This is a genomic window from Dehalococcoidia bacterium (genome assembly GCA_021295915.1).
GTDB lineage: Bacteria > Chloroflexota > Dehalococcoidia > Lucifugimonadales > UBA1123 > VXRN01.
This window is the reverse complement of sequence record JAGWBK010000010.1, coordinates 36,409-58,448: the sequence shown is the minus strand read 5'-3', so window position 1 is coordinate 58,448 and position 22,040 is coordinate 36,409. Positions and strand designations below refer to the sequence as shown.

The window sequence follows — 22,040 nt, the reverse complement described above, 5'->3', positions numbered from 1 at the left end:
CGAGGAATCAGCAACTTCAGACATGGATTGGGCACGGCAGACTTCAGAATCGCTCGACGAAATGGTGGCCGAGGCACCGGCGCTGGCCCAGCAGGGTATGGCGAGCCCCCCTGGACCGCAGGGGAGTCCAGGGATGCCCGGAAACCCGGGAAACCCGGCGGCGAAGGTCCAGGCTGCTCCCGCTCAGCCTGCTGCGGCTGCGCCTCAGGCACCGGCTGCCCGTCCTGCCCCGGTGAAGGTGGAGGCTCAGATGGCCTCAGACGACGCCATATCGGAGGCCGCAGCACCTGCGCAGCTCGTAACGCAACGGCGGATAATCATCCGAGAGGTTGATATGTCGCTGGTCGTGGATGAAATCCAGACGGCCATTGACGAAATTGCGGACCTTGCCGATGGAGCCGGCGGGTGGGTGGTTGACAGCGGCAGGTGGGCTCTGCACGGAGGTAGCATCAGTATCCGGGTGCCAGCGGACGTACTCGACGACACGATCGACGAACTACGAGTTCTCGCTACTAAGGTGGAATCTGAGAACACGAGCAGCAGGGACGTGACCGACGAGTACGTGGACCTCGGATCAAGGCTGAAGAATCAGCGGGCAACACAGGAAGCTCTGCTGGGGCTTCTCGAGCGGGCCGCGACAGTGGAGGCCGCCCTGGAAGTACAGCGGGACTTGTCCAGGGTTCAGGAAGAGGTGGAACGTCTTTCAGGGCGGATCAAGTTCCTGGAGGAGTCTGCAGCATTTTCCATAATCCGTGTGAACCTCAGACTTGCCCCAGTTGAGGTCACAGTTGACAGTGGATCTGACCAGACCGTTGCAGTCCACGAATCAGTCAAGTTCAGGGCGACATTCAGCCCACCAGAAGGCATTGAGGACTACACCATCACCTGGGACTTCGGAGATGCAACAGAACCTCAGACCATCTACAGGACGGCCCCTACTCAGACGCCCGGTGAGCTTACAACCGCGACCGTAAACCACGTGTACGGCAGCACTATCGGTTCGCCATTCATCGCGCAGGTGACGATCACGGGTACGGGTGAAGGGGGAATTGTAGAGGGGAAGGACACGATTACAGTCTCTGTGTCCGAGGTACCTGTGATTGAGGTATTTGCGGGAGACTGGATGGAGGTTGAGCAGAACACCGAAGTGCCCTTCTCGGGCTCATTCACGAGGCCGCAGGGGCTGACCGATGTCAGATATGAATGGGACTTTGGTGATGGCCTGCCACCCGAAGAGGGAGAGCTTCCAGAAGGCACGACTCGAGCCTTTGCGACTCATGTGTATAGCGACTATCGCCCGCAGCCCTACATCGCCCGACTGACTATCACCGCTGAGAGCGAGGTCGGGGAAATTGAGGCGACGCGCATAGTGGAAGTTGTGGTGAGAGAACATCTCGGCTTCGTGGTCGGAGGGTATGACTTCGCCGGCAGCCTCAAAAGCGCCGTCAGAGGGCTTTCAGAGCTTGCTCAGGGAGCGTTGGTTGCACTCATCTGGCTTGTGATCTTCTCGCCGCTCTGGGCGGTCATTGGCGGAGTCTTGTGGTTAATTGTCAGGGTGTGGAGAAGGCGCAGGAGCAGAGTTGAAGTCCACACCGTTGAACAGAACGTGGGCTCGGACTCCTGATGGCAGGTGGAGACCTGATCAGGCACTTCACCGCCACGGGCTTCGTTGTACGCAAAGAGTGTACCGCACTGCACTGGCACCGCAAGGTCGAGGCGTGGCTGCCACCCGGGGGACACATCAAGGAAAACGAGGATCCTGTTCAGGCAGTACTGCGGGAGGTACTTGAGGAGACCGGAATCGAGGTTGAAGTGGTTCCTACGTCCCCTGAGTTGAATCTGAACTACCCGGAGCAGGTTCTGCCGCCGTACACGATCATGGTTGAGGACATTCACGACCCGGTGGATGGTTTTCACAAGCACATCGACATGATCTACTTCTGTCGCCCGACTACGGATTCTCCAGAATTGGCTGAGGGTTGGCGATGGGTGTCAAAGGACGAACTGGCGGACCTGCGCCCACTCGCCGACGGAAAACGGCCCCCTGAGGTGCCACCTGATGATGTCAGGCTGCTTGGTATCCGGGCCATCGAGCATGTGACCGGCTTGCCTGGCTCGTAGCTATACGGTTTATCGAGGCGTTGAATTCCTGTACACTGTGCACGCCTCGACACTAGGCAGAGCCTAGGTCGAACACGTAGAAACTCGGCCCGCGGCAGAGATTCGCGGGCGTGCTGAAAACGGGAGGAATTCATGCCGAATACTTTGACTGACAAGGTGGCCATCGTCACAGGCGCTGGCCGCGGTATCGGACGAGGGATTGCGCTTACGATGGCGGCCGAGGGCGCCAAGGTGATCGTGAACGACCTCGGCGGTGCCGTTGATGGTTCGGGGGCTTCAAGCAGCCCCGCTGACGAGGTCGTCGCCGAGATCAAGGCCAATGGCGGCGAGGCTGTCGCCAACTACGAGTCCGTAGCCACCATGGAAGGTGGAGAGGCCATCGTTCAAAGCGCGCTGGACAACTATGGACAGTTGGACATCGTCGTTACCGTCGCTGGAATCCTGCGCGACAGGATGATCTTCAACATGACCGAGGACGAGTGGGACGACGTGATTGACGTCCACCTGAAGGGGACGTTCACGGTCGTCAAATTCGCGTCTATTCTGTTCAGGCAGCAGCGCTCCGGTCGAATCATAACCTTCGCATCTGAGTCTGGCCTGTTCGGAAACACCGGGCAGGGCAATTACGCCGCTGCAAAGTCGGGCATCGCCGGATTCACCAAGGTAGTCGCGCGAGACCTCGGACGCTACGGCGTCACCGCAAACTCAATCTGCCCAAGAGCTTCTTCTCGAATGACGGCGACTGTGCCCGACGTTGCGAGGGAGATGCGTTCAGGTCGAGACGAGGGACGTGACGCCCCTACACCTCAGGGCCCGATGGACCCAGACGACATTGCGCCGTTCGTAAGCTACCTAGCGAGTGACTTCGCCGACAACGTCAATGGGCAGACGTTCCTTGTTTACGGGGGCACGATCACACTGCTTTCACTGCCAAGGCGCGTACGCACGATCTTCCAGGACGATCAGTGGACCTTGGACCAGCTTGTGGAGCTCGTACCGCAGCAGATCACGCGCGGTCTTCCGAACCCATCCCCTCCGCAACCGCCGCGGCAGTAGAGGGCGACCAAGGATAGACTCGCTGAGATTTTGACATCGCAACAAGACGGGAGACCAAGCAATGGGAAATCTACTTGAAGGCAAAGTGGCCATCGTCACCGGATCGGGGCGAGGCATCGGAGCTGGAATAGCCAAGCTCTTTGGAGCAGAGGGCGCCAAGGTGGTTGTGAACGACATCGGCGGAGCCGTTGATGGTACAGGCACTTCTGCTGCGCCCGCCGACGAAGTGGTAACTGAAATCAAGGACGCAGGCGGCGAAGCCGTGGCGAACTACGACTCAGTAGCCACCATGGAGGGCGGAGAGAACATCGTCAAGACAGCCCTCGACAGCTTCGGCAAGCTCGACATAGTCGTAACGCCAGCTGGGATCCTGAGGGACCGCATGGTGTTCAACATGACCGAACAGGAGTGGGACGACGTGATCGCCGTCCATATGAAGGGTACATTCACTGTTTCGAAGTTTGCGTGCATTCTGTTCAGACAGCAGCGAAGTGGGTGCATTATCACCTTTTCGTCCACGTCAGGATTGTACGGCAACTCCGGGCAGTCGAACTACGGTGCTGCCAAGGATGGCATTGCCGGGTTCACACGAGCCATTGCGCGGGACATGGGCCGCTACGGTGCCAGGGTAAACGGAATATCCCCAGGGGCGAATTCTCGGATGACCGCTACTGTGCCGGACTCGGCGCGAGCGATCAGGGCCTCCTCAGGCATTCAGGGCGCGTCCGGCCCCAGGGCACTCGAACTCAGGCGTGAGCCTGAAGACATCGCCCCGTTCGTGACGTGGCTCGCTTCGGACGAGGCCAAGGACGTCAACGGATACCTCTTCCACGTGACAGGCGGCGAGATCTCGCTCATGAACAACCCAGAGCCTGCACGCACTCTGCACAAGAGTGGACGCTGGTCTGTTGAAGAAATAGCGGCGATGTTCCCCGGCACGCTGGGTATGGACATGGTTAACCCGGCGCCTCGCCAGGCTCCTCGGGAGTAATCGCTACCCATTGGTGTAACTGTGGACACTCTCGAACTCAGACAGGTCGGAACGACGGACCTCAAGGTCACCTGTTTAGGACTCGGTGGCGCTCCGATGGGCGGTCTATTCACCCCCGTCGGCGCACAGGCCGCAGTCGACTCAGTCAGACGTGGTTATGAGCTAGGCATCCGTTTCTTCGATACGGCGCCTCTGTATGGTCGCGGCAAGAGCGAGCGATTCTATGGAGAGGGCCTGGTTGGATTCGATCGAGACAGCTATGTGCTGTCCTCGAAAGTTGGTAGAGTGCTCGATCCCAACGACGAGGCTACAGGCGAGGACGACATCTACGTCGAGGTTCCTCCGTACGATGTAGTCTTTGACTTCAGCAGGGACGGCGTTTTGCGCTCCGTTGAGGAAAGCCTTAACCGTCTTGGGCTTGAACGACTTGATATTGCGCTGTTACACGATCCAGACGACCACTGGGAACAGGCTATTGGCGAGGCGTTTCCGGCGCTCGCGGAGCTACGCTCCCAGGGTGTCGTTGGGGCAATCGGCGCTGGTATGAACCAGTGGGAGATGCCTGCGCGGTTTGCACGCGAAGGCGATTTCGACTGCTTCCTGCTCGCCGGGAGGTACACTCTGCTGGACCACTCCGGGTTGGACGAGTTCCTGCCCTTGTGCGAGTCGAAGCAGATCAGTGTGATCCTTGGCGGCCCATACAACAGTGGGGTGCTGGCATCTGAGCTGGGGCCGGATACGACGTATTTCTACCAGCGGACGCCGCCGGAAGTGCTGGAAACTGCAAGGCAGATCAAGGCTGTATGCGACAGCCATGGCGTCCCGCTAAAGGCGGCGGCTCTCCAGTTTGGGCTTGCTCATCCCGCAATAGCCGCGACGATTCCTGGCCCTCGAACACCCGCTGAGGTTGAAGAGAACGTTGAGATGGCGGGGTTCGAGATCCCAGCATCTCTCTGGTCAGACCTCAAGTCTGAAGGCCTGATTCCATCGGAGGCACCGACACCGTCATTGACGTGATACGGAGCAGCACTTGAAGTCGTTCGCAATGACACTGGATCTTCGCGACGATCCCGACGTTAACGCCGAGTACAAGCGGTACCATCGGGAGGTGTGGCCCGAGGTGATCGAGGGACTGAGGTCGGTCGGCATCCTGAAGATGAAGATCTTCCTCAAGGGCACGCGGATGTTCATGTACATCGAGACAGAGGACAAGTTCGAACCCTCCAGAGACTTCCAAGCGTACACGGACGCTTCTCCCAGAGCGCGCGAGTGGGACGAGTTGATGCGCGGATTCCAGGTGCAGGTGGAGGGTGCTGCCAAAGGCGAATGGTGGGCATCCATGGAAGAAGCGTTCGACATCGACTGGTTCTAGTCTCGCGATCGACGTCGGACAGACCATACGTCGAACATGTAAGAGAGCAGTTCGCTACGGACAGATTGATGTTTGGAAGCGACTGGCCGGTCTGTCTCCAGGCTTCTTCACATCAACGAATGTTTGATGCAACAATACGGGCCATTGGTCCTTTTACCATCAAAGAGCGAAGCAATTTCCTTGGCGGCAACGCCACGCGATTCTACAGGCTCTAGGGAGAAAGAATATGCCGACAGTCGATGCTGACCGATTGACAACCATAGCGGCCGAACTGCTCAAGGGCAGCGGGGCGAGTGAAGAGGAAGCCGAGATCATATCCCGCCACTCGGTCGGCGCGAACCTTGCGGGTCACGACTCTCATGGGATTATCCAGATACCAACGTACATCGACAGGGTCAAGAGAGGGCATATAGTCCCCGGAGCGGACTTCGATATCCTCAAGGACACCCCAACCACAACCGTGGTCGATGGCCACTGGGGATTCGGGTACTTCGTGTCAGAGCGCCTCATGGAGATGACTATCGAAAAGGCGCGACAGGGTGGTGTGGCAGCCGCGACGGTATTCAGGCAAAGCCACGTCGGACGAGTTGCAGACTACCCAATCATGGCTGCAAAGCAGGGCATGATCGGAATGATGACGGCCGACTCCGGGCGCTCATCGAAGTCGGTCGTACCGTTCGGCGGGAGAGAGCCACGTCTCGGCACCAACCCGATCTGCATTGCGATGCCATCGAATCTCGAAGGCACTATGTTCATCGACATGGCGACCAGCGCTGTCGCGGCCGGCAAGCTCGGAGTGGCCGTTGCCAGAGGGTCGTCTGTGCCGGAGGGTTGGCTCCTCAACAAAGACGGTAACCCATCAACCGATCCCAACGACCTACGCAACGGTGGAGCTGTGCTGCCACTGGGCGGACCAGAAGGTCACAAGGGTTACGGGCTGTCCGTGATGGTGGAGATCCTGTCGGGAATCCTTACGGGGCTCGGCTTCGGGCACGACCCGTCAGGTCGTCACAACGATGGATGCTTCATGGCCGTATTCGACGTCGGGGCGTTCAGGGACACCGAGGAGTTCAAGGCCGAGGTAACTGAGTTTGCGCGTTACCTGAAGAGCTCTGAGCCGGCAGCCGGTTTCACAGAGGTCTTCTATCCCGGTGAACTCGAGCACAAACGCGAACAGCAACTCCTTGCTGAAGGCATTTTCGTAGAGGATGCGACCTGGGAACGCCTGCGAGACCTGGCGAATGAATACGGCGTGGCTGAACAATTGGGGCTGAGCTAGTAATCTAGCTGTATCCAATCGCTCCACTGTCGACTACCTCATCACGCCGAATTTCATACTTCACTACCTTGTCGATGTCGACGTAGAGCTCGACTCGTATGGCCTTCGGCTATCATCAAAGTTAAGCACGTCCTTTGTGTGAGTTTTTCGGAGGATTAAACGATGACGGAGACAGAAGGCACGGATGAAACTGTGAGCCCGATGTCTGCTGATTCACTGGATGGAATCAGCCTGGAGGCTCAGGAACGTCTGGCGACGCTTCTAGAAGACTTCGAGGTCAAGAGCCAGACGGCGATGGGGTATCCGGTCAATCTTGACTATGACTACTCAGACCTGTTGCCTTTCCTCAAGTACTCTGCCAACAACGTGGGCGACCCTTTTCACGACAGCAACTTCGCCAGCAACACTCATGAGATCGAGCGGGAAGTTGTCGGTACCTTCGCCGATATGATGCGGCTTCCTCGCGACGATGCCTGGGGCTACGTTACTTCCGGTGGCACTGAGGGAAACATGTACGGCCTGTACATGGGGCGCGAGACCTATCCCGACGGCGTAGTGTACTTCTCCCAGGATACGCACTACAGCGTGGTGAAGATCCTGCGACTCTTGAAGGCTCGCAACATCATGATCAAGAGCCAGCCGAACGGGCAAATAGACTACGCCGACCTTTACGAAACAGTCAGGATAAATCGGGATGTCCCCGTCATAATGATGGCCAACATTGGAACGACCATGAAGGGCGCGATAGACGACGTAGACAAGGTGAGAGACATACTGGACGACCTGGCAGTGTCCAACTCCTACATCCACGCGGATCCTGCGCTCAGCGGTATGATCCTGCCGTTCGTAGAAGAACCTCAGCCATACGGCTTCGACAGGGGCTTCGATAGCGTCGCCGTCAGCGGCCACAAGATGATCGGATCTCCCCTGCCTTGCGGCGTCGCACTTACACGCAAGGAATACGTGTCTCGTATCGCAAGGTCGATAGAATACGTGGGGGTCCTGGATACGACTCTCACAGGATCGCGGAGTGCGTTCGCTCCATTGTTGATCTGGTACGCATTCCAACGCCACGGTCTGTATGGCTTCAAGGAGATTGTCACGAACAGTCTCCAGCAAGCCGAGTATGCGGTGCAGAGATTCAATGAGGTTGGCATCCCCGCGTGGAGGAACAAGAACTCGGTGACTGTCGTTTTCCCTCGGCCATCCGCAGAGGTGATCCGGAAATGGCAGATCGCGCCCTACGAGGACATAGCGCACATCATCACGATGCCCAATGTCACTCGTGAATCGATAGACGCGCTGTTTGATGAAGTGCTTAACAGCTAGACAACTGGAGGAATCAGGTTGGACCGAATAATTATCATGGCGAAAAGCGAGGTCGGAGTGATCGCAGACATAACTGCGGCACTGGCCGACGCTAGCGTAAACATCCTGACAATCAACACCGAGAACACGGGCGAGACCGGCCTTGTCATCATGACTACAGAGGATAACGACGCCGCACTCAGCGCCCTCACGGCCGCAGGCTTCCGTGCCGTGATAGACGACATACTCGTTGTCCGACTAAGGGACGAGCCCGGAGCTCTGGCCAAAATAGCTGAAAGGTTCAAGAACGCCGGCGTGAACATCCAGAGCCTGCACATCCTGGACAGGCACGGGGATTATGCTACGGTCGCACTCTCAGCCGATGATCGCGAGGCGGCAGAAGCCTTGGTTGGCAAAGAAGCGCTGGTCTAGCAGCGCAGAACTCTGCCGATCAGGCGATGTTGACCTCGCCGCTGGTGTCCCTGAGCCACGTGGGCCGAATAATTAGCTCAGGTATCGCCGCTCGCTGAGGAAGGCGCGCAATCAGCGTAATCGCCTCCGCGGTGTCCTCTGCCGTGACCATCGAGGAGCGGGCATCGGAGTCTGGAACGACCGGACGGCCGTCCAGAATCGGCGTATCCACCTCTCCCGGAATGACAACACTGGCACGGATGCCCGTGTTACGGTACTCGGCATTTATGAAGGCGGTGAAGTTGATAACGGCAGCCTTGGCTGCGCTGTAGCTCATACCCGCCAGGGGGCTTGCGCTTACTCCAGCCATCGAAGAGACATTTATGATCGTTCCCTCACCGGCGTCGACCATGGAAGGCACGACGGCCTGAGTGCAGAATACCGATCCAACGAGATTGCTGTCGTACACGCTTCGAAGATCGTCCGGGGTTGTTGTCAGAAGCATCCTGCGCGGCGAGCTATGGCCTGCGTTGTTGACTAGCACGTCCACCTTGCCATATTTGCCGAGGACCTCGTTGACCATCGACGCCACGGCGTCATTGTCGCCGACATCAACTCCGTAGGCTTCGGCTACACCACCAGCCGCTGCTATCTCGTCTCGGACAGCCTCGACCTTAGACGCGGTGCGTCCGACCGCAACCACGACTGCGCCTTCCTCGGCCATCATGAGTCCGGTGGCCCGGCCGATCCCGCTACCACCACCTGTGATGATGCAAACGTTGTCGTTCAATCCCATTCCGTTGTCCTCCTGTAACTTCAAATGCGCACCTATGGTAGCAGGGTCAAGCCCAGCAGCCCCAGTGACACTACGAACAGTCCACCGAACTGTATAGGGCTTAGGCGCTCTTTGAACAGGACGATCCCTCCGATGATCGGGATCACCGGGTAGGCCGTGGACGCAGCAGCAACAATCGAGACGATTCCGATTTCAGATCCACGTGTGAATGCCAGAAGCGAGAGCGTTTCAAGTGCTGCCACCACAATGATTGCTGCTGCAAGCTTCCTGTTCAGCCCGACCCACGGCTGTTCCCGTCTGATGACCACGACCGGTATCAGAATACATACCATAAACACCCTCGTGAGGAAGACGGGAGCGAACCATCCCATCTCCTTCGAGACCGCGGCAATGGCGAACTGCCAGAAGCCGGCTGCAATGCTGACCCCGATTGCGAGGCCGACGCCAAGCCCGACTACCTTCCGACCAGACCTCAGCGCCGGGACGTCAACGGATGCCATCACCACCCCGAAGACAACCGCTACAATTGCCGCGATCTGCCACTCGCTGATTCTTTCTCCGAGGAATATCACAGCCAGCACAACGACTACGGGGCTGTGAGCAGCCACTATTGGCCCCACAAGTGCGATAGGGCCAAGCTGAAGGGCTTTGTAGAATCCCAGGTAGAAGAACACGACGAGTACGGTGAGCCCAGCCATCAGAAGGAGATCGTTCGCGCTGATGGACTCAAGCTGACTCGTGAACAGAGCGAACACGAGCATCCCCACGACTCCGAACGCCTGCAGCAGGAAGACCGTGCGCAGTACCCCCAGCGTGCGGGTCAGCCCAGCAGATATGACGTCGGCGACACCGATGCCTGTGGCAAAGGCGAGCCCAAATAGGACGCTCGGAAGGACCATCTACGTCGCTCCCAGCATTTGCCGGGCATGGATAGTGGCAGTACTCAACCGACCAGTGCGATCCCTATCAACGACCCAACCCCATAGGTGACTGCGGCGGCGGCTCCTCCCGCTATGAGCATTCGCATACCGCCCCAGGCGATGTTCCGTCCCGAACCGGCCGCCACTAGCGCGCCGACAATCAGGAGAGCGACAGCGCTCAGCAACGTACTCAAAGGAAGCGTCATCGACCCGAGTTCCAATAGGTAAGGAACAATCGGAATGATCGCCCCGATGGAGAATGCCACGAACGAGCTCGCAGCGGCACCAGTCGGAGACCCGAGCGAATTGGGGTCGAGTCCCAATTCCTCGCGGGCCATAGTCTCGAGGGCCACGTCAGGGTCGGCCTTGATACGACGAGCCACGACCAGGGCTTCATCCTGAGTCAGTCCCTTGGACCGATAGATGTCAACAAGAGCGCGTTCGTGCCTGGTAGGAGCATCTTGAAAGGCCGCAAAGGCTCTCCGGATGAGATTCCTGTAGACGTCGGCCTGGCTGCTTACTGATATCCACTCGCCGGCTGCCATCGAGAACGCTCCCGCGAGCAGCCCCGCGATACCGGCGAGGAGTACGATCGTTGGGTCGCCGGACCCGCCAGCAACGCCCATTACGAGGCTGAAGTTGGATACGAGACCGTCGTTGGCGCCTAGAACTGCTGCCCTGAGGTTACCTCCTCCCAGAAGGCCTCCGTCCAGAATCGCAGAACCCCAGCCTCCTTCTGAATCAGGCATCCTTTATTGGACCAATTCAGGCGCCGGACTGCAGACGACTTCGGATATCCTTCAGCCTGTCTACATTGTCCTTGTCCGGCCCCTTCTTGTCAGGGCCAGGAACTTCGAGGATGAACGGCACGTCGCTGAACGCCTCATGGCCCATGATGACCTCGAAGCCTTCGATGCCTATGTGTCCTTCGCCGATGTTATCGTGCCGGTCCACTCCAGAACCCATCTCCACTTTGGCGTCGTTGGCGTGAACAACCACCAGTCGATCGAGACCGATGCAGTTGTCGAACTCTTCCATGGCGGCATCAATCACGTCGGGGTTGGCTATGTCGTAGCCTGCGGCGAAGCAGTGCTCAGTATCCAGGCACACCTTGAAGCGATCGCTCCCAACTGCCGAGATCATCTCGCCCAGTTCTTCGAACGAGGCTCCCAAGTGCGCTCCCATGCCGGCGCTGTTTTCCACCAGAAGGAGTGGGCCGGGTGGGCTAGCCTCCAGCACTTCAGTCAGTGCTGAGGCGGCTGCCCCGATTACAGCGTCGAATCCCCTACCCTTGTGACTGCCAGCATGAAATACGACGCCTGTGGCGCCAATCTCGGCCGCCACCTCCATATTTCTGATCAGGCATTCTACTGACTTCTCAATTAATTCCGGCGTGCCTGCTATGTTGACCAGATAGCTGCCGTGGATAAAGACTGGGGCAATCCCGGTTTCGCCTGAGGCTTCGTGGAACTGCTGCACGACTTCCGGCTTGAGGTCTCGAAACTTCCATGCCCTTGGGGAGGACGCGAAGATCTGAATGGTCTCTGCACCCATTTCATCGGCGCGACCGAAAGCGGTGTGCAGTCCTCCCGCAGTTGAAACGTGCGCTCCTATCTTCAATGCTCAGACTCCTAATGTGCGTAACCTATCCATAACTATCAATCTGATGGGTTAGGTTCCTGGTTTTCTCAGTACGTAAATGATGAAGTTGGGAGCACGGTACTCGTCGTCAAAACCAGGATTCTCGGCGAGTTGCTCCTCAGAGGGAACTGGTTCGTCCAGTTGTTCCAGAACGAAGCCAGCTTCCAGAAAAGCTGACATGTAGCTGGACAATGTACGATGCATGTTGATGAAGTTCTTCCCCCACCAGTCGAATTCCCGAGGCCCCTCGTCGGTGTAATTGTCGAGGGCGTAAAAGAGCTTACGTCCTCCCTGGATTATCCATCCGTAAGGCACTGAGGTCCGCATGGGATGGACGTTGCAGATAACGAGTTTGCCCCCCGGTTTGAGTACCCGGTTTGCAGCCTCAATGGCCGCCTTATAGTCCAACAGATCAACAAGAACTATGTATAGAACAGCAAGATCGTAGCTGTTCGATGCAATGCCTTCTAGGTTCTCAGCGTCGCCTAGAACGTAGGTGTCATTGCCGACGGCGAGGCTCCTGGCCCTTTCGATGAACGGTTCAGTGAGGTCGACTCCGGTTACACTCGCACCGAGTCCGGCCAGCAGCCGTGAGAAGCGGCCCTCACCGCAACCTATGTCAACCACGCGCGCGTTGGATAAATCTCCCAGTGCCTTCAGCATCCATGAGTCCAGCATCCCTGTGCGCACGGACTGGTCTTGCTGGATCCAGTCCTCAGCAGCGTCAGTCCACTGGGTATTCAGTCTGTGCTCCAAGTCCAACCGGTGAATTCCTAACTTCTGAAAGCGGGCATAACTTCGGAGGCAAACAGTTGGAGCTGTTCCATGAACTCAGCGCGTGGCATCCCCTCTGCCCAGTGCAGGATGACGTGCTCCAGCCCGGGGTACTTGTTCTCCAAGTCCCGTAGGAAGCCGACGAAGTCTTCTGGAGGGCCACATATCCATGCCTTCTGTTCCACGCCATCTTCTATGAACGGAGTGCGAGCCGGAGCGCCTGGAGTTCCCCAGACCCTGCCGTGTTCGTCCGCGTAGCGAACGAATCCGAATGGCGCGAACCACTTATAGCGTTCGTCGTGATAGGGCCTGAGCTTGTTCATTGCCTCTTCCTGATTATCGGCAATGTAGAAGCCAAACTCGAGAGCAAGATTCTCTCCAAGCTCGAGTTCCCGGCCATGCCTAGCATTGGCGTCCTGGTACTGCTCGAAGATGCCCTTTACGAGGGTCTCACCGGTTAGTCCGACGACTCCATTGATTCTGTTCCTGGCGATGAAATCGATAGTCCGCCCGCTGACTATCGGCTGCCACATCTCGACAGGCAGGTGCTTTGGCCGAGGAACCAGAGTCACGTCCTTGAGATCGTAGCCTCGATATTCGACCTCTGGCGGGATAGTGAAGTGCTCACCCTGATGCGTGAATGAATCCTCGTTGAACGCCTTGAACAGCACTTCCATCTGTTCTTCAAAGTAGGCGCGGTTTGCGTCGTTGTCGATGACAGGAGCCCCGAAAGTCTCTACCTCACGGCTGTGATAGCCGCGGCCAACGCCGAATACGATTCGCCCGTCGGTCAGTATGTCCGCCATCGCATAGTCCTCAGCCAGCCTCAGCGGATGCCACATCGGCACGATGTTGAAGGCGCAGCCGAATTTGAGCGTCCTGGTGCGCGAGGCGAGATGTGTGCCCAGCAGGATGATGTTTGGGATACACTCGTAGCCTTCGCGCTGAAAGTGGTGTTCCGCCATCCACAGGGTGTGAAATCCAAGGTCGTCCATCAACCCTGCAACCTGCGAGGCCGTATCCAGGCTCTCCATTAGCCTGTCGTTCGTATAGCGTCGCTGGTCGGCAGGAGTGCCGTCTGCTCCGACGTCCTCCAGGTCGATGTTTCCGACATAGAGCACTGAGAAGTTCTTAATCAAGCGGTGTCCCTCCTGAGCTGTCCCGTGAGCAACTGCCCAGGAGACATTGTCGTCTAACCGCTCGCGGCGCGGCAAGCCTGAATCCGGGTCTGGACTGCGCGTTTAGTACAAGAGTGATACAATGCCGCCAAATAGGATGTGCCTCGCGGGGCGGTCCAGATGGTAAGCACAATTGGAGGCGGAAAATGACAGACCAAGTCAAAGTGGATGTGTGGTACGACTACGCTTGACCGTGGGTCTACAATGCAGCCGTGTGGCTGGATCAGGTCAAGCAGGAGTACGGAGACAATCTGCAGATCAACTGGCGGCACTTCTCGCTAGAGCAGATCAACAGCAGGAATGACGCAGACTGGAAGGTCTGGGAACAGATGGATGTTCGAGAAGCACGGGCACTCTTGGCCTCGGTTGCTGGAGAGGCAGCCAAGAGGCAGGGTAACCCCGAGGCTTTTGATAAATTCCATCTCGCCCTGCTGACTGCCAGGCACGCAGGCGACCGAATGCCGCTAAATGAGGACGAGCCGCTGATCGCCTTGGCTGAGCATGCTGGTCTTGACGTCGAGCAGTTCAAGAAGGACCTCGACGATCCCGACGTGCTTGCAACAGTGGCGGCAGACCACGAGGAAGCCACCACGCAGGAGAACGCCATCTTCGGTACGCCGACGTTCCTGTTCGAGAACGGACACACCGCCTACATGAAGACGTTCATTCCGCCTGAAGGCGAGGCAGTGGAGGTCTTCGATAGCTTCGTGTCGTTGTTCGGAGGCAGGACGTATATCGGTGAGATCAAGAGCCCTCAGCCACCCTGGCCGAAGGGCGCAGTAGACTAGGTTAAACACAAAGGGTGCGGTCAGATGGCCGGACCCTTTACTCTCATCACATAGTCAGCACGAGCTTGCCGAAGAAGTTCAGGCCTTCCATAGCTTCGTGAGCCCTGGCGGCCTCTTCCAGCGGGAATGTCTGGTGGATGATTCCGCGTATCGTCCCCCTGCCAGCCATCTGAACGATCTGACGCATGTCTTCTTTGCGTCCCATGAACACACCGAAAACCGTCTGGTATCGGGTGAACATCGCCCCCATTTGGAGCTCCGCTCGGTATCCGGTCGTCACACCGCAGATGCCATAACGTCCACCCATGGCCAGTGAACGGGTTGCAGCGGGCCAGAACTCTGCTCCCACATGGTCCAGAACTACGTCGACGCCACGCCCTCCGGTAATCTCACGCACACGCTCGGCAATGTCCTCATTCGAGTAGTTGATGACGTGATCGGCTCCCAATTCCGACGCCTGGGCCGCCTTCTCTTCGGTGCTGGTGGTAGTGACGACCGTGGCCCCAATCACGTTCTTCGCAACCTGGATTCCGGCAGTTCCTACGCCCGCCGATGCTGAGAGAATTAGCGCAGTCTCCCACGACTTCAGAGCGCCTCTACGCACGAGTATGGACCAGCAGGGCAGGTAGACAGTGGGGAGTGTGGCTGCCTCCTTGAAGGAGATTCCGTCGGGAATGGGCACGGCACTGGTAGCAGGGACGGCCACATATTCGGCGTAGCTTCCCCTGCGAGACGAACCCAGCATGCCGGAGTTTTCGCAAAACTCATCCTCTCCAGAGGAGCACCACCGGCACTGATTGCAGGTCATGCGAGGATTGACCAGGACCCTCTGCCCGATTTCTCTGCCTCGTACCTGGCTGCCAATTTCAGCAATTTCTCCGGCGGCATCGCCGCCGAGAATGTGTGGGCTGTCGAAGTTACGAATGCGAGTTCCCCGGACCCCGGCTCTGGTGTAGACATCGAGCCGGTTAAGCGATGCGGCATGGACTCGCACCTTGACTTCATTTGGTCCGATCTCAGGCTCAGGCATGTCGCCATACTGGAGGACATCAGTGTCCCCGTGCTCGGTCATGTAGACAGCTTTCATATCTCCTCCAGAAATTAGCTGTTGGCAGTTAGGGGTCGGATGTCGTCTGTGAACCGGGTGAGCTGATCAAATGTCTCATCCAGATTGGCCCCCTGGAATCCGAGCATGAGGTGATTGACTCCGAGTTCTTCCAGGGCATCAATGTCGGCCGCGATCTGGGTAGGGGAGCCAGTCAAGATACGGCGCTCGCCATCGGCGGTCTGCTCCTGGGTGTCGTCGTACCAGTTGACGCTATAGGCGAAGTCCAGTTCCAAGGGATCGCGCCCTGCCCGCTCGGCATTACGGAGGACTCGCGCCTTGTAGTCTGCGAACTGCTCCAGGGTGCCGACAGGGAAATTCGGGTTGCTGCAAATGGGGTACCAGGCATCCCCAAGCTGACCGGCGCGACGCAGCGCAGGCGGGCTCTCGCCGCCGATCCAGAGAGGGGGATGTGGCTGCTGGACGGGCTTAGGGGCGAATGCGATGTTGGAGAAGCTTGCGTAGTCGCCTTCGTATGACGGATCGTCACTGGTCCAGAGCTCCTTGAAGATTCTCAGGTACTCGTTACCCACCGCCCCGCGCTCAGCGTATGGAGGTGCACCAATAGCGTCGAACTCTTCCTCCATCCACCCAACTCCGCAGCCGACTATCAGCCGGCCCTCGGAAAGTACGTCGATTGTCGCAAGCATCTTGGCCGTGAGTACGGGACTGCGATGTGGCAGAACCATCACGGAGGTCAGTAGCTTGATCCTGGAGGTCAATCCTGCGAGATATGCGACAGTCGTGAGCTGCTCCATGTACTCGCCGGACTGAGAGCTTGTGAACTCTCCAGTCTCGCTGTATGGGTAGATCGAATCAATGTCGTTGGGTACGACGATGTGGTCGCTGACAGTGATTATGTCAAAGCCCAGATCCTCTCCCTTCTGGGCGAGAGCTACTATGTTCTCAAGAGAGGCTAAGGGGCCGCGGCTGGGAACGCCGAATCCGAAATCCATGGTGGTCCTCCGACTTCTGGTCTGGGCAGGTACTAACTGGCTGGATGCTACCAGTTGGTAGCAGTTAGTGACCAGTCTGATGTCCCAGGTGAAAGAGTCTACTCGGGAGCCGGACCTGCGATGAATTCATTCAAGGCCTGGTAGTAGGCTCTGCCGCCTCGTTTGTAGACGTCGTTGTGCATAGCTCCCCAAACAGCGTACAGACGCTTTGGTTCGCTTGCAGCCTCGTATAGTTCATGGGCCATTCCAAATGGGACGATTCCGTCCTGTTCCCCGTGGACTATCATTACAGGCGATTTTATGAGGCCCATCTTGGACAGGGTGTCGTACCTTGCGTCCATTAGGGGAGTGAGTGCGTACACGAGCCAGTCGGGATGTGTTGCCTTTGCCATTCCCATGACCGAAGTAAACCCGGATTCTAGTATCACGCATCTGACGGGGTGCCGTGTGGCCATCTCCGACGCCACGCCAACTCCGAGTGAGCGTCCGAAGAGCACGATATCCTGCTCGGGATCGAGCCCGATTTCCGAAGTTAGGTACTCGAGGGCGGCCTCTGCATCGAGGTAGAGTCCCCTCTCCGACGGACTGCCCTGGCTTAGCCCGTAACCCCTGTAGTCGATGATCATCACACTTAGGCCAGTAAACCGATTGAGGACTGCGATGTTGTCCACCCTATTGCCGATGTTCCCGGCGTTTCCATGCAGCCACAGCAGTGTCGTTCTGGACTCACCCGGCACGTGCCAGCCGTGAATTCGGACGCCATCACTTGTTGTCAGGTAGACATCGCTGTACTCGAGGCCGACTTCGGCAGGGGTTGCCGAGATGGCGCGCTCGGGGAAGTACACCATGATTCGGTCGAGGATGGACATCTGGCGCACCAGGACTCCAAGTGCCGCCCCGACTGTCACGATCAAGGCGAGCCGGAGCAGTGTCTTCGTTCGCATCTATGCTAAAGCCTAGCGCCTCAGCGTTGCTACCGCAGCGGCAAGGAGCGCCAATGAGAAGACGGCAAGAGCGACCAGATTTCCCCACAGCGCAGCAAGGTCAGTCCCGCGCAGCATGATCTCGCGCAGTGCCTCGACAGCGTAGGTAAGGGGCAGCACAAGAGACAGCCACTCGAAGAGCTGCGGCATCTGGTCGACAGGGATGATGACGCCGGACAGGAAAATCTGGGGCGCGAGAACTATCGGGATGAACTGGACGACCTGGAATTCGTTGCTGGCAAAGCTGGATATGAAGATGCCCAAACTGACGGCAACGGTCACTACAAGGAATAGGACGACTCCGATCTCCCACAGGCTGCCGCTGTAGTCTATTCGTAGTGCGAAGACCGTGAACGTGAATATTACGATGGTCTGCACAATGGCGAAGATCAGGAAGCCCAGCATGTATCCGAGCATGATGTCGAAGCTGCCGACCAGGGTGGTCTGGAGGCGTTCGAGTGTTCCCTGTGCCCGTTCTCTCAGGAATCCAACGCCGGTCAGTATGAACGTAAAGAAGAGAGCGAAGACGGCAAGCAGTCCGGGGGCAACACGGTCGAGTATAGTTCGCTGGTCGTACAGGCTGAAGCCGACCAGGGACATAACGATAAGCGGTCCGATTATCAGCAGTCCGATTGAGCGTCTGTCACGCAGGATCTGGCGGATGATCCGTTCGGTTATGGCAAGGACGCGGTCGGTGGACATCAGTCGTCCGACATCCGAAGGAAGTGTATGAACGCATCCTCCAGGGAATCATCTGGCCGTCCGCTTGCCGCCCTCAGTGCCGAAGGCGTATCAAGAGCGATGACTCTACCGTCTCTGAGAAACGCGAGGCGGTCGCAGTGTGCAGCATCGTCCATCGTATGGCTGGATATGATTATCGTGGTGCCTGACTCAGCCATTCTTCTGAAGTGTTCCCAGAACATAACCCTGAGGTCTGGATCTAGCCCAACGGTTGGTTCGTCCAGAAGCAGCAACGACGGCCTGTGGACCAAAGTGATTGCCAGGCTGACGCGCTGGCGCATGCCGCCGCTGAGTTTCAGGACTGGCTCTCCAATCTGGGAAGTGAGGCCCACAAGTTCTATCGCGTCCGCCACGGACTGTGCACGGGAGCCGCGGTCCGACATGCCATACATACGTGCGAAGAAGTCGACGTTTTCCCTTACTGAGAGCTCCTGGTAGAGCGCGTTGAGCTGGGGCATGTAACCGACTTGGCCTGCCTGCTGGGGAGAGGGAGACTCACCATAGACTTCGAGTGTGCCGCCGTCTCGACTGAGAAGGCCGACCATTATTCGCATGAGGGTTGTCTTGCCAGAGCCATTGGCGCCAAGCACGCCAAAGATCTCACCCTCCTTCACTGACAGTGACAGGCCGTTTAAGACCTGGTTCGTGCCGTAGCTGAAGGAGAGTTCATTTACTTCGACAACGGGAGAGGCCTGCATGGCCGGACTCTAGCACGTCCTGTGTGGCTGGACAACTGATATAATCGGCCCCAGCCGTCTTACTGGAGGTGAACGGAATGAGGCTTGAGAACAGGGTCGCGCTTATCACTGGTGCCGCTCATGGTGTGAAGGGCGAGCTCATGGGCTTCGGCGGCGCGTCGGCGTGGCTGTTCGCCGAAGAGGGCGCCAAGGTCATGCTGACTGACATCGACGTAGAGTCTGGGGAACGAACTGTCGCCCAACTGCGCGATGCCGGTCACGACGTGATGTTCAGACGCCTTGACGTCACTGACGAGAGCGAGTGGCAGGAGGCAATAGAGGCGACCGTCTCTGCCTATGGCAGCCTCAATATCCTCGTAAACAATGCCGGGACGGGTGGCCGTCCAACTGTGGAAGAGACCACTGAGGAAATATGGCAGGGACAGATGGACGTTCACGGCAAGGGCGTCTTCCTGGGCACCAAGCACGCTATTCCTCACATGCGGGCCGCGGGTGGGGGATCGATCATCAACATCTCATCCATCTACGGCATCGTCGGCAGCATTGGGTCCACGGCGTACCACGCAGCTAAGGGAGCATCCCGTATCTTCACCAAGTCGGCCGCGATTCAGCTTGCCAGGGACGGGATCAGGGTGAACTCGGTCCATCCGGGATTCATGCTAACCCCGATGACGCGACCGGGTGCAGAAGAAGAGGGGCGGCTTAACTTCATGCTAGAGCGCATCCCGATGGGCAGGATGGGTGACGCAATGGAGATCGCACGGGGTATCCTCTTCCTGGCATCGGATGAGTCGTCATACATGACGGGTTCCGAGTTGGTCATAGACGGAGGCATGACGGCGCAGTAGCGTTGGTCACCGACTTCCACACCCACATCGTTCCACCGTGGCTGATACATGAGCGTCAGCCATGGACGAACCGGGACGCCACATTTCGCGAGTTATTCTCAGATCCCAGGGCGAGATTGGCGACTGCTGAAGACCTGATCGCGGCGATGGACGAGGACGGCGTCGACCGGTCTGTGGTCATGGGGTACGGATGGACTGACATCGACCTTGCTCGCCGGTGCAACGACTACATTGCTGAGGCCGTAAGATCGCACCCTACCCGCCTCATCGGGTTTGGATCGGTCAACCCATACTGGGGAGTCAATGCAGCACGTGAGTTGGAACGCTGCGCTCTACTGGGACTCAGAGGTCTGGGTGAGCTGCATCCGGACACCCAGGGCTTTGACCTTGGCGACGCCGACACAATGCGGCCAATCCTGGAAGTGGCCAACGAGCACAGCTTTGCCGTCACGACTCACTCATCGGAGCCGGTTGGACACCAGTATCAAGGCAAGGGTCGGACAACACCAGATGTGCTGATGCGGTTCATCGAGAATGCCCGCGCTTATCCGAACGTAAAGATCGTCTGCGCTCACTGGGGTGGTGGCCTTCCCTTTTATGCACTTATGCCGGAAGTCCAAGTGGCACTCCGAAATGTGTGGTTCGACACTGCGGCGTCTCCGTTCCTATATGACGCCAGCGTTTACGAGACAGTCTCAGCACTAGTAGGGACTGAAAAGGTGCTGCTCGGCAGCGACTACCCGCTGATTAGATTTGGCCGTTTGGCGAGGCAAGTAGAGGAGGCTGGGTTCAAGGTGACCGACTTCAGCACGCCGGGACCGCTCTAAGGGACCCAGTGTACGGCCTCTCCCTGATCATCGCAGTGGAGACTGCTGCAAGCACTGAGAACGCGAACATAAGAACGAATGCGCCAGTGTAGCTGCCAGTTGCGTCGAATATCAGGGCCCCTACCAGCGCTCCGAGACCACCAGCGACCTGGTGGACCATGTTTATCAGTCCACTGACGCTTCCGAGCCTGGCCCTCCCGAATATGTTGCCCGCGAACACCACTGTGAGCGGGGCAGTCATAGTGAAAGTAAATCCGTAGACGAGCGCGACTGCGGCGATGCTGACTGCGTCCTGCATGAAGACGATGTATCCAAACAGGCCGATCCTCAATGCGAAGCACAGCAGCGTTGGTCGACACGCCCCATGTTTGTCGGCCAGGCCACCCGAGAGCAGGACTCCAATCAGTGCAGCCAGCCCCATGAATGCCAGAATGTTGCCTGACAGGAAATCGCCCACTCCCCTGTCCTGGGCGAAAGCGACTATGTATCCGCAGACGGTGTACATGATCGTCACAAGCCAGAAGTCACGGGCCTTCAGTACTTCCCGTATTGACGAACTCCCTTCGTCAGCAACTCCGGAGTCAGGTCTGTCGGCAGTCAGCGCCTGACCTGATCGGACGAAGAGCAGCACCAAGGGGATGACTACTGCGGCATTGGCCATTCCTAGAATGAAGTATGCCCGCCTCCACCCGATGTCGGACAGGAACGAAGTGAGCAACGCGATGATGACCAGTTGACCTGTGCCATTCCCGGTAATGGCGGCGCTCGAAGCCAGTCCTGTGTTGTTGGGAAACCACCTGCTCATTAACACGCTAACCGGCGCCACGGAGGTAGCTGCGAATCCCACGGCATAGAGCAGACCGTATATGGCGAAGAGTTGCCATGCGGAGTTGACTGCACCCATGAGCGCGATAGCCGAGGCGCTGAGGACTGCTCCAACGGCCATGACTGCCTTGATACTGTGTCTATCGATCATCCTGCCAATGAATGGCATAGCAGCGGCGGACACAAGCATGAAAACCAGAAGGGCCGAAGAGTGGGTAGATCTGCTCAGATCCAGCTCCTCCGTCATAGGTACGAGAACCAGGCCGAATACATAGCGAGTCCCAGTGCCAAAGAAGAGGACGGCGAAGCCCACGGCGAGAATGACGTGGGCGTAATTTAACCTGCGGACGACACGGGCCATGTCTGGCGTTCCTCAAAGTGATTTTGAGAAGAGATTCAGAATCGAAGCTTATCACGCCTAA

The 22,040-nt window shown here is 57.8% G+C and carries 24 protein-coding genes; 12 read left to right on the top strand and 12 right to left on the bottom strand.

Features of this window, described 5'->3' with window-relative positions; translation table 11 throughout:
- The first annotated feature begins 133 nt into the window (after positions 1 to 133).
- The 9 genes from J4G14_04805 (at position 134) to J4G14_04765 (ending at position 8,559) form a co-directional block, all read left to right on the top strand.
- Entirely contained in the window at positions 134 to 1,624 is a 1,491-nt protein-coding gene (locus J4G14_04805; protein MCE2457115.1) for a DUF4349 domain-containing protein, read from the top strand.
- Positions 1,624 to 2,121, top strand: coding sequence for an NUDIX domain-containing protein (locus tag J4G14_04800; GenBank protein ID MCE2457114.1), 498 nt, complete (start codon positions 1,624 to 1,626; stop codon positions 2,119 to 2,121). The genes J4G14_04805 and J4G14_04800 overlap by 1 nt, the downstream gene beginning before the upstream one ends.
- Before the next feature lie 132 nt (positions 2,122 to 2,253).
- A complete protein-coding gene (locus J4G14_04795) occupies positions 2,254 to 3,177 on the top strand; it encodes an SDR family oxidoreductase (protein MCE2457113.1) in 924 nt (307 codons plus the stop codon).
- Positions 3,178 to 3,238: 61 nt separating this feature from the next.
- The gene (locus J4G14_04790; GenBank protein MCE2457112.1) at positions 3,239 to 4,168 is read left to right on the top strand and encodes an SDR family oxidoreductase; all 930 of its coding nucleotides are present in this window, start codon (positions 3,239 to 3,241) and stop codon (positions 4,166 to 4,168) included.
- Between the two features lie 96 nt (positions 4,169 to 4,264).
- Positions 4,265 to 5,185 (top strand): aldo/keto reductase, encoded by a 921-nt coding sequence (locus J4G14_04785; protein ID MCE2457111.1) that lies wholly within the window; start codon positions 4,265 to 4,267, stop codon positions 5,183 to 5,185.
- 93 nt (positions 5,186 to 5,278) lie between these two features.
- Positions 5,279 to 5,755, top strand: coding sequence for an amidohydrolase family protein (locus J4G14_04780; GenBank protein ID MCE2457110.1), 477 nt, complete (start codon positions 5,279 to 5,281; stop codon positions 5,753 to 5,755).
- An 11-nt stretch (positions 5,756 to 5,766) separates the two neighbouring features.
- Positions 5,767 to 6,819, top strand: coding sequence for an Ldh family oxidoreductase (locus J4G14_04775; GenBank protein ID MCE2457109.1), 1,053 nt, complete (start codon positions 5,767 to 5,769; stop codon positions 6,817 to 6,819).
- Positions 6,820 to 7,020: 201 nt separating this feature from the next.
- Positions 7,021 to 8,148, top strand: coding sequence for a histidine decarboxylase (locus J4G14_04770; protein MCE2457108.1), 1,128 nt, complete (start codon positions 7,021 to 7,023; stop codon positions 8,146 to 8,148).
- Positions 8,149 to 8,166: 18 nt separating this feature from the next.
- Positions 8,167 to 8,559, top strand: a complete 393-nt coding sequence (locus J4G14_04765) for an ACT domain-containing protein (GenBank protein ID MCE2457107.1) — start codon at positions 8,167 to 8,169, stop codon at positions 8,557 to 8,559.
- Positions 8,560 to 8,578: 19 nt separating this feature from the next.
- Here the strand turns inward: J4G14_04765 and J4G14_04760 are convergent, their stop codons facing one another.
- Genes J4G14_04760 through J4G14_04735 form a run of 6 tightly spaced genes read right to left on the bottom strand, consistent with a single transcriptional unit; the run spans position 8,579 to position 13,808 of the window.
- A complete protein-coding gene (locus J4G14_04760) occupies positions 8,579 to 9,334 on the bottom strand; it encodes an SDR family NAD(P)-dependent oxidoreductase (protein ID MCE2457106.1) in 756 nt (251 codons plus the stop codon).
- Positions 9,335 to 9,366: 32 nt separating this feature from the next.
- Positions 9,367 to 10,233, bottom strand: coding sequence for a DMT family transporter (locus tag J4G14_04755; protein ID MCE2457105.1), 867 nt, complete (start codon positions 10,231 to 10,233; stop codon positions 9,367 to 9,369).
- Positions 10,234 to 10,277: 44 nt separating this feature from the next.
- Positions 10,278 to 11,003 carry a VIT1/CCC1 transporter family protein gene (locus J4G14_04750; protein MCE2457104.1) on the bottom strand — a complete coding sequence of 242 codons (726 nt, stop codon included), beginning with the start codon at positions 11,001 to 11,003 and terminating at the stop codon, positions 10,278 to 10,280.
- A gap of 16 nt (positions 11,004 to 11,019) precedes the next feature.
- Entirely contained in the window at positions 11,020 to 11,874 is an 855-nt protein-coding gene (locus J4G14_04745) for a deoxyribonuclease IV (protein MCE2457103.1), read from the bottom strand.
- Positions 11,875 to 11,925: 51 nt separating this feature from the next.
- Positions 11,926 to 12,651 carry a class I SAM-dependent methyltransferase gene (locus tag J4G14_04740; GenBank protein ID MCE2457102.1) on the bottom strand — a complete coding sequence of 242 codons (726 nt, stop codon included), beginning with the start codon at positions 12,649 to 12,651 and terminating at the stop codon, positions 11,926 to 11,928.
- A gap of 17 nt (positions 12,652 to 12,668) precedes the next feature.
- Positions 12,669 to 13,808 carry an LLM class flavin-dependent oxidoreductase gene (locus J4G14_04735; protein MCE2457101.1) on the bottom strand — a complete coding sequence of 380 codons (1,140 nt, stop codon included), beginning with the start codon at positions 13,806 to 13,808 and terminating at the stop codon, positions 12,669 to 12,671.
- 251 nt (positions 13,809 to 14,059) lie between these two features.
- On the opposite strand from J4G14_04735, the gene J4G14_04730 reads away from it, so the two are divergent.
- The gene (locus J4G14_04730; GenBank protein ID MCE2457100.1) at positions 14,060 to 14,635 is read left to right on the top strand and encodes a DsbA family protein; all 576 of its coding nucleotides are present in this window, start codon (positions 14,060 to 14,062) and stop codon (positions 14,633 to 14,635) included.
- Positions 14,636 to 14,681: 46 nt separating this feature from the next.
- Here the strand turns inward: J4G14_04730 and J4G14_04725 are convergent, their stop codons facing one another.
- From J4G14_04725 to J4G14_04705, 5 genes are all read right to left on the bottom strand, one after another.
- Entirely contained in the window at positions 14,682 to 15,722 is a 1,041-nt protein-coding gene (locus J4G14_04725) for a zinc-binding dehydrogenase (protein ID MCE2457099.1), read from the bottom strand.
- A gap of 14 nt (positions 15,723 to 15,736) precedes the next feature.
- Complete coding sequence (locus J4G14_04720; protein MCE2457098.1) at positions 15,737 to 16,696, bottom strand: LLM class F420-dependent oxidoreductase; 960 nt, start codon at positions 16,694 to 16,696, stop codon at positions 15,737 to 15,739.
- A gap of 98 nt (positions 16,697 to 16,794) precedes the next feature.
- Complete coding sequence (locus J4G14_04715) at positions 16,795 to 17,640, bottom strand: alpha/beta hydrolase (GenBank protein ID MCE2457097.1); 846 nt, start codon at positions 17,638 to 17,640, stop codon at positions 16,795 to 16,797.
- Positions 17,641 to 17,652: 12 nt separating this feature from the next.
- A complete protein-coding gene (locus J4G14_04710; GenBank protein ID MCE2457096.1) occupies positions 17,653 to 18,381 on the bottom strand; it encodes an ABC transporter permease in 729 nt (242 codons plus the stop codon).
- A complete protein-coding gene (locus tag J4G14_04705; protein MCE2457095.1) occupies positions 18,381 to 19,118 on the bottom strand; it encodes an ABC transporter ATP-binding protein in 738 nt (245 codons plus the stop codon). The genes J4G14_04710 and J4G14_04705 overlap by 1 nt, the downstream gene beginning before the upstream one ends.
- A 77-nt stretch (positions 19,119 to 19,195) precedes the next feature.
- On the opposite strand from J4G14_04705, the gene J4G14_04700 reads away from it, so the two are divergent.
- Complete coding sequence (locus J4G14_04700; protein ID MCE2457094.1) at positions 19,196 to 19,966, top strand: glucose 1-dehydrogenase; 771 nt, start codon at positions 19,196 to 19,198, stop codon at positions 19,964 to 19,966.
- A gap of 2 nt (positions 19,967 to 19,968) precedes the next feature.
- On the top strand, positions 19,969 to 20,793 hold the full coding sequence (locus J4G14_04695) for an amidohydrolase family protein (GenBank protein ID MCE2457093.1): 825 nt from the start codon (positions 19,969 to 19,971) through the stop codon (positions 20,791 to 20,793).
- Here J4G14_04695 and J4G14_04690 read toward each other — a convergent pair.
- A complete protein-coding gene (locus J4G14_04690; protein ID MCE2457092.1) occupies positions 20,771 to 21,979 on the bottom strand; it encodes an MFS transporter in 1,209 nt (402 codons plus the stop codon). The two genes, J4G14_04695 and J4G14_04690, sit on opposite strands and share 23 nt — an antisense overlap.
- Between the last annotated feature and the right edge of the window lie 61 nt (positions 21,980 to 22,040).

Bases quoted from the DNA above. Each gene is read 5' to 3' on its own strand.
- J4G14_04755 (MCE2457105.1), bottom strand. From the start codon at position 10,233: ATGGTCCTTCCGAGCGTCCTATTTGGGCTCGCCTTTGCCACAGGCATC.
- J4G14_04715 (MCE2457097.1), bottom strand. From the start codon at position 17,640: ATGCGAACGAAGACACTGCTCCGGCTCGCCTTGATCGTGACAGTCGGG.
- J4G14_04785 (MCE2457111.1), top strand. From the start codon at position 4,265: ATGGGCGGTCTATTCACCCCCGTCGGCGCACAGGCCGCAGTCGACTCA.
- J4G14_04710 (MCE2457096.1), bottom strand. From the start codon at position 18,381: ATGTCCACCGACCGCGTCCTTGCCATAACCGAACGGATCATCCGCCAG.
- J4G14_04775 (MCE2457109.1), top strand. From the start codon at position 5,767: ATGCCGACAGTCGATGCTGACCGATTGACAACCATAGCGGCCGAACTG.
- J4G14_04720 (MCE2457098.1), bottom strand. From the start codon at position 16,696: ATGGATTTCGGATTCGGCGTTCCCAGCCGCGGCCCCTTAGCCTCTCTT.
- J4G14_04750 (MCE2457104.1), bottom strand. From the start codon at position 11,003: ATGCCTGATTCAGAAGGAGGCTGGGGTTCTGCGATTCTGGACGGAGGC.
- J4G14_04770 (MCE2457108.1), top strand. From the start codon at position 7,021: ATGTCTGCTGATTCACTGGATGGAATCAGCCTGGAGGCTCAGGAACGT.
- J4G14_04795 (MCE2457113.1), top strand. From the start codon at position 2,254: ATGCCGAATACTTTGACTGACAAGGTGGCCATCGTCACAGGCGCTGGC.
- J4G14_04790 (MCE2457112.1), top strand. From the start codon at position 3,239: ATGGGAAATCTACTTGAAGGCAAAGTGGCCATCGTCACCGGATCGGGG.
- J4G14_04805 (MCE2457115.1), top strand. From the start codon at position 134: ATGCCCGGAAACCCGGGAAACCCGGCGGCGAAGGTCCAGGCTGCTCCC.
- J4G14_04690 (MCE2457092.1), bottom strand. From the start codon at position 21,979: ATGGCCCGTGTCGTCCGCAGGTTAAATTACGCCCACGTCATTCTCGCC.
- J4G14_04725 (MCE2457099.1), bottom strand. From the start codon at position 15,722: ATGAAAGCTGTCTACATGACCGAGCACGGGGACACTGATGTCCTCCAG.
- J4G14_04705 (MCE2457095.1), bottom strand. From the start codon at position 19,118: ATGCAGGCCTCTCCCGTTGTCGAAGTAAATGAACTCTCCTTCAGCTAC.
- J4G14_04800 (MCE2457114.1), top strand. From the start codon at position 1,624: ATGGCAGGTGGAGACCTGATCAGGCACTTCACCGCCACGGGCTTCGTT.
- J4G14_04760 (MCE2457106.1), bottom strand. From the start codon at position 9,334: ATGGGATTGAACGACAACGTTTGCATCATCACAGGTGGTGGTAGCGGG.
- J4G14_04700 (MCE2457094.1), top strand. From the start codon at position 19,196: ATGAGGCTTGAGAACAGGGTCGCGCTTATCACTGGTGCCGCTCATGGT.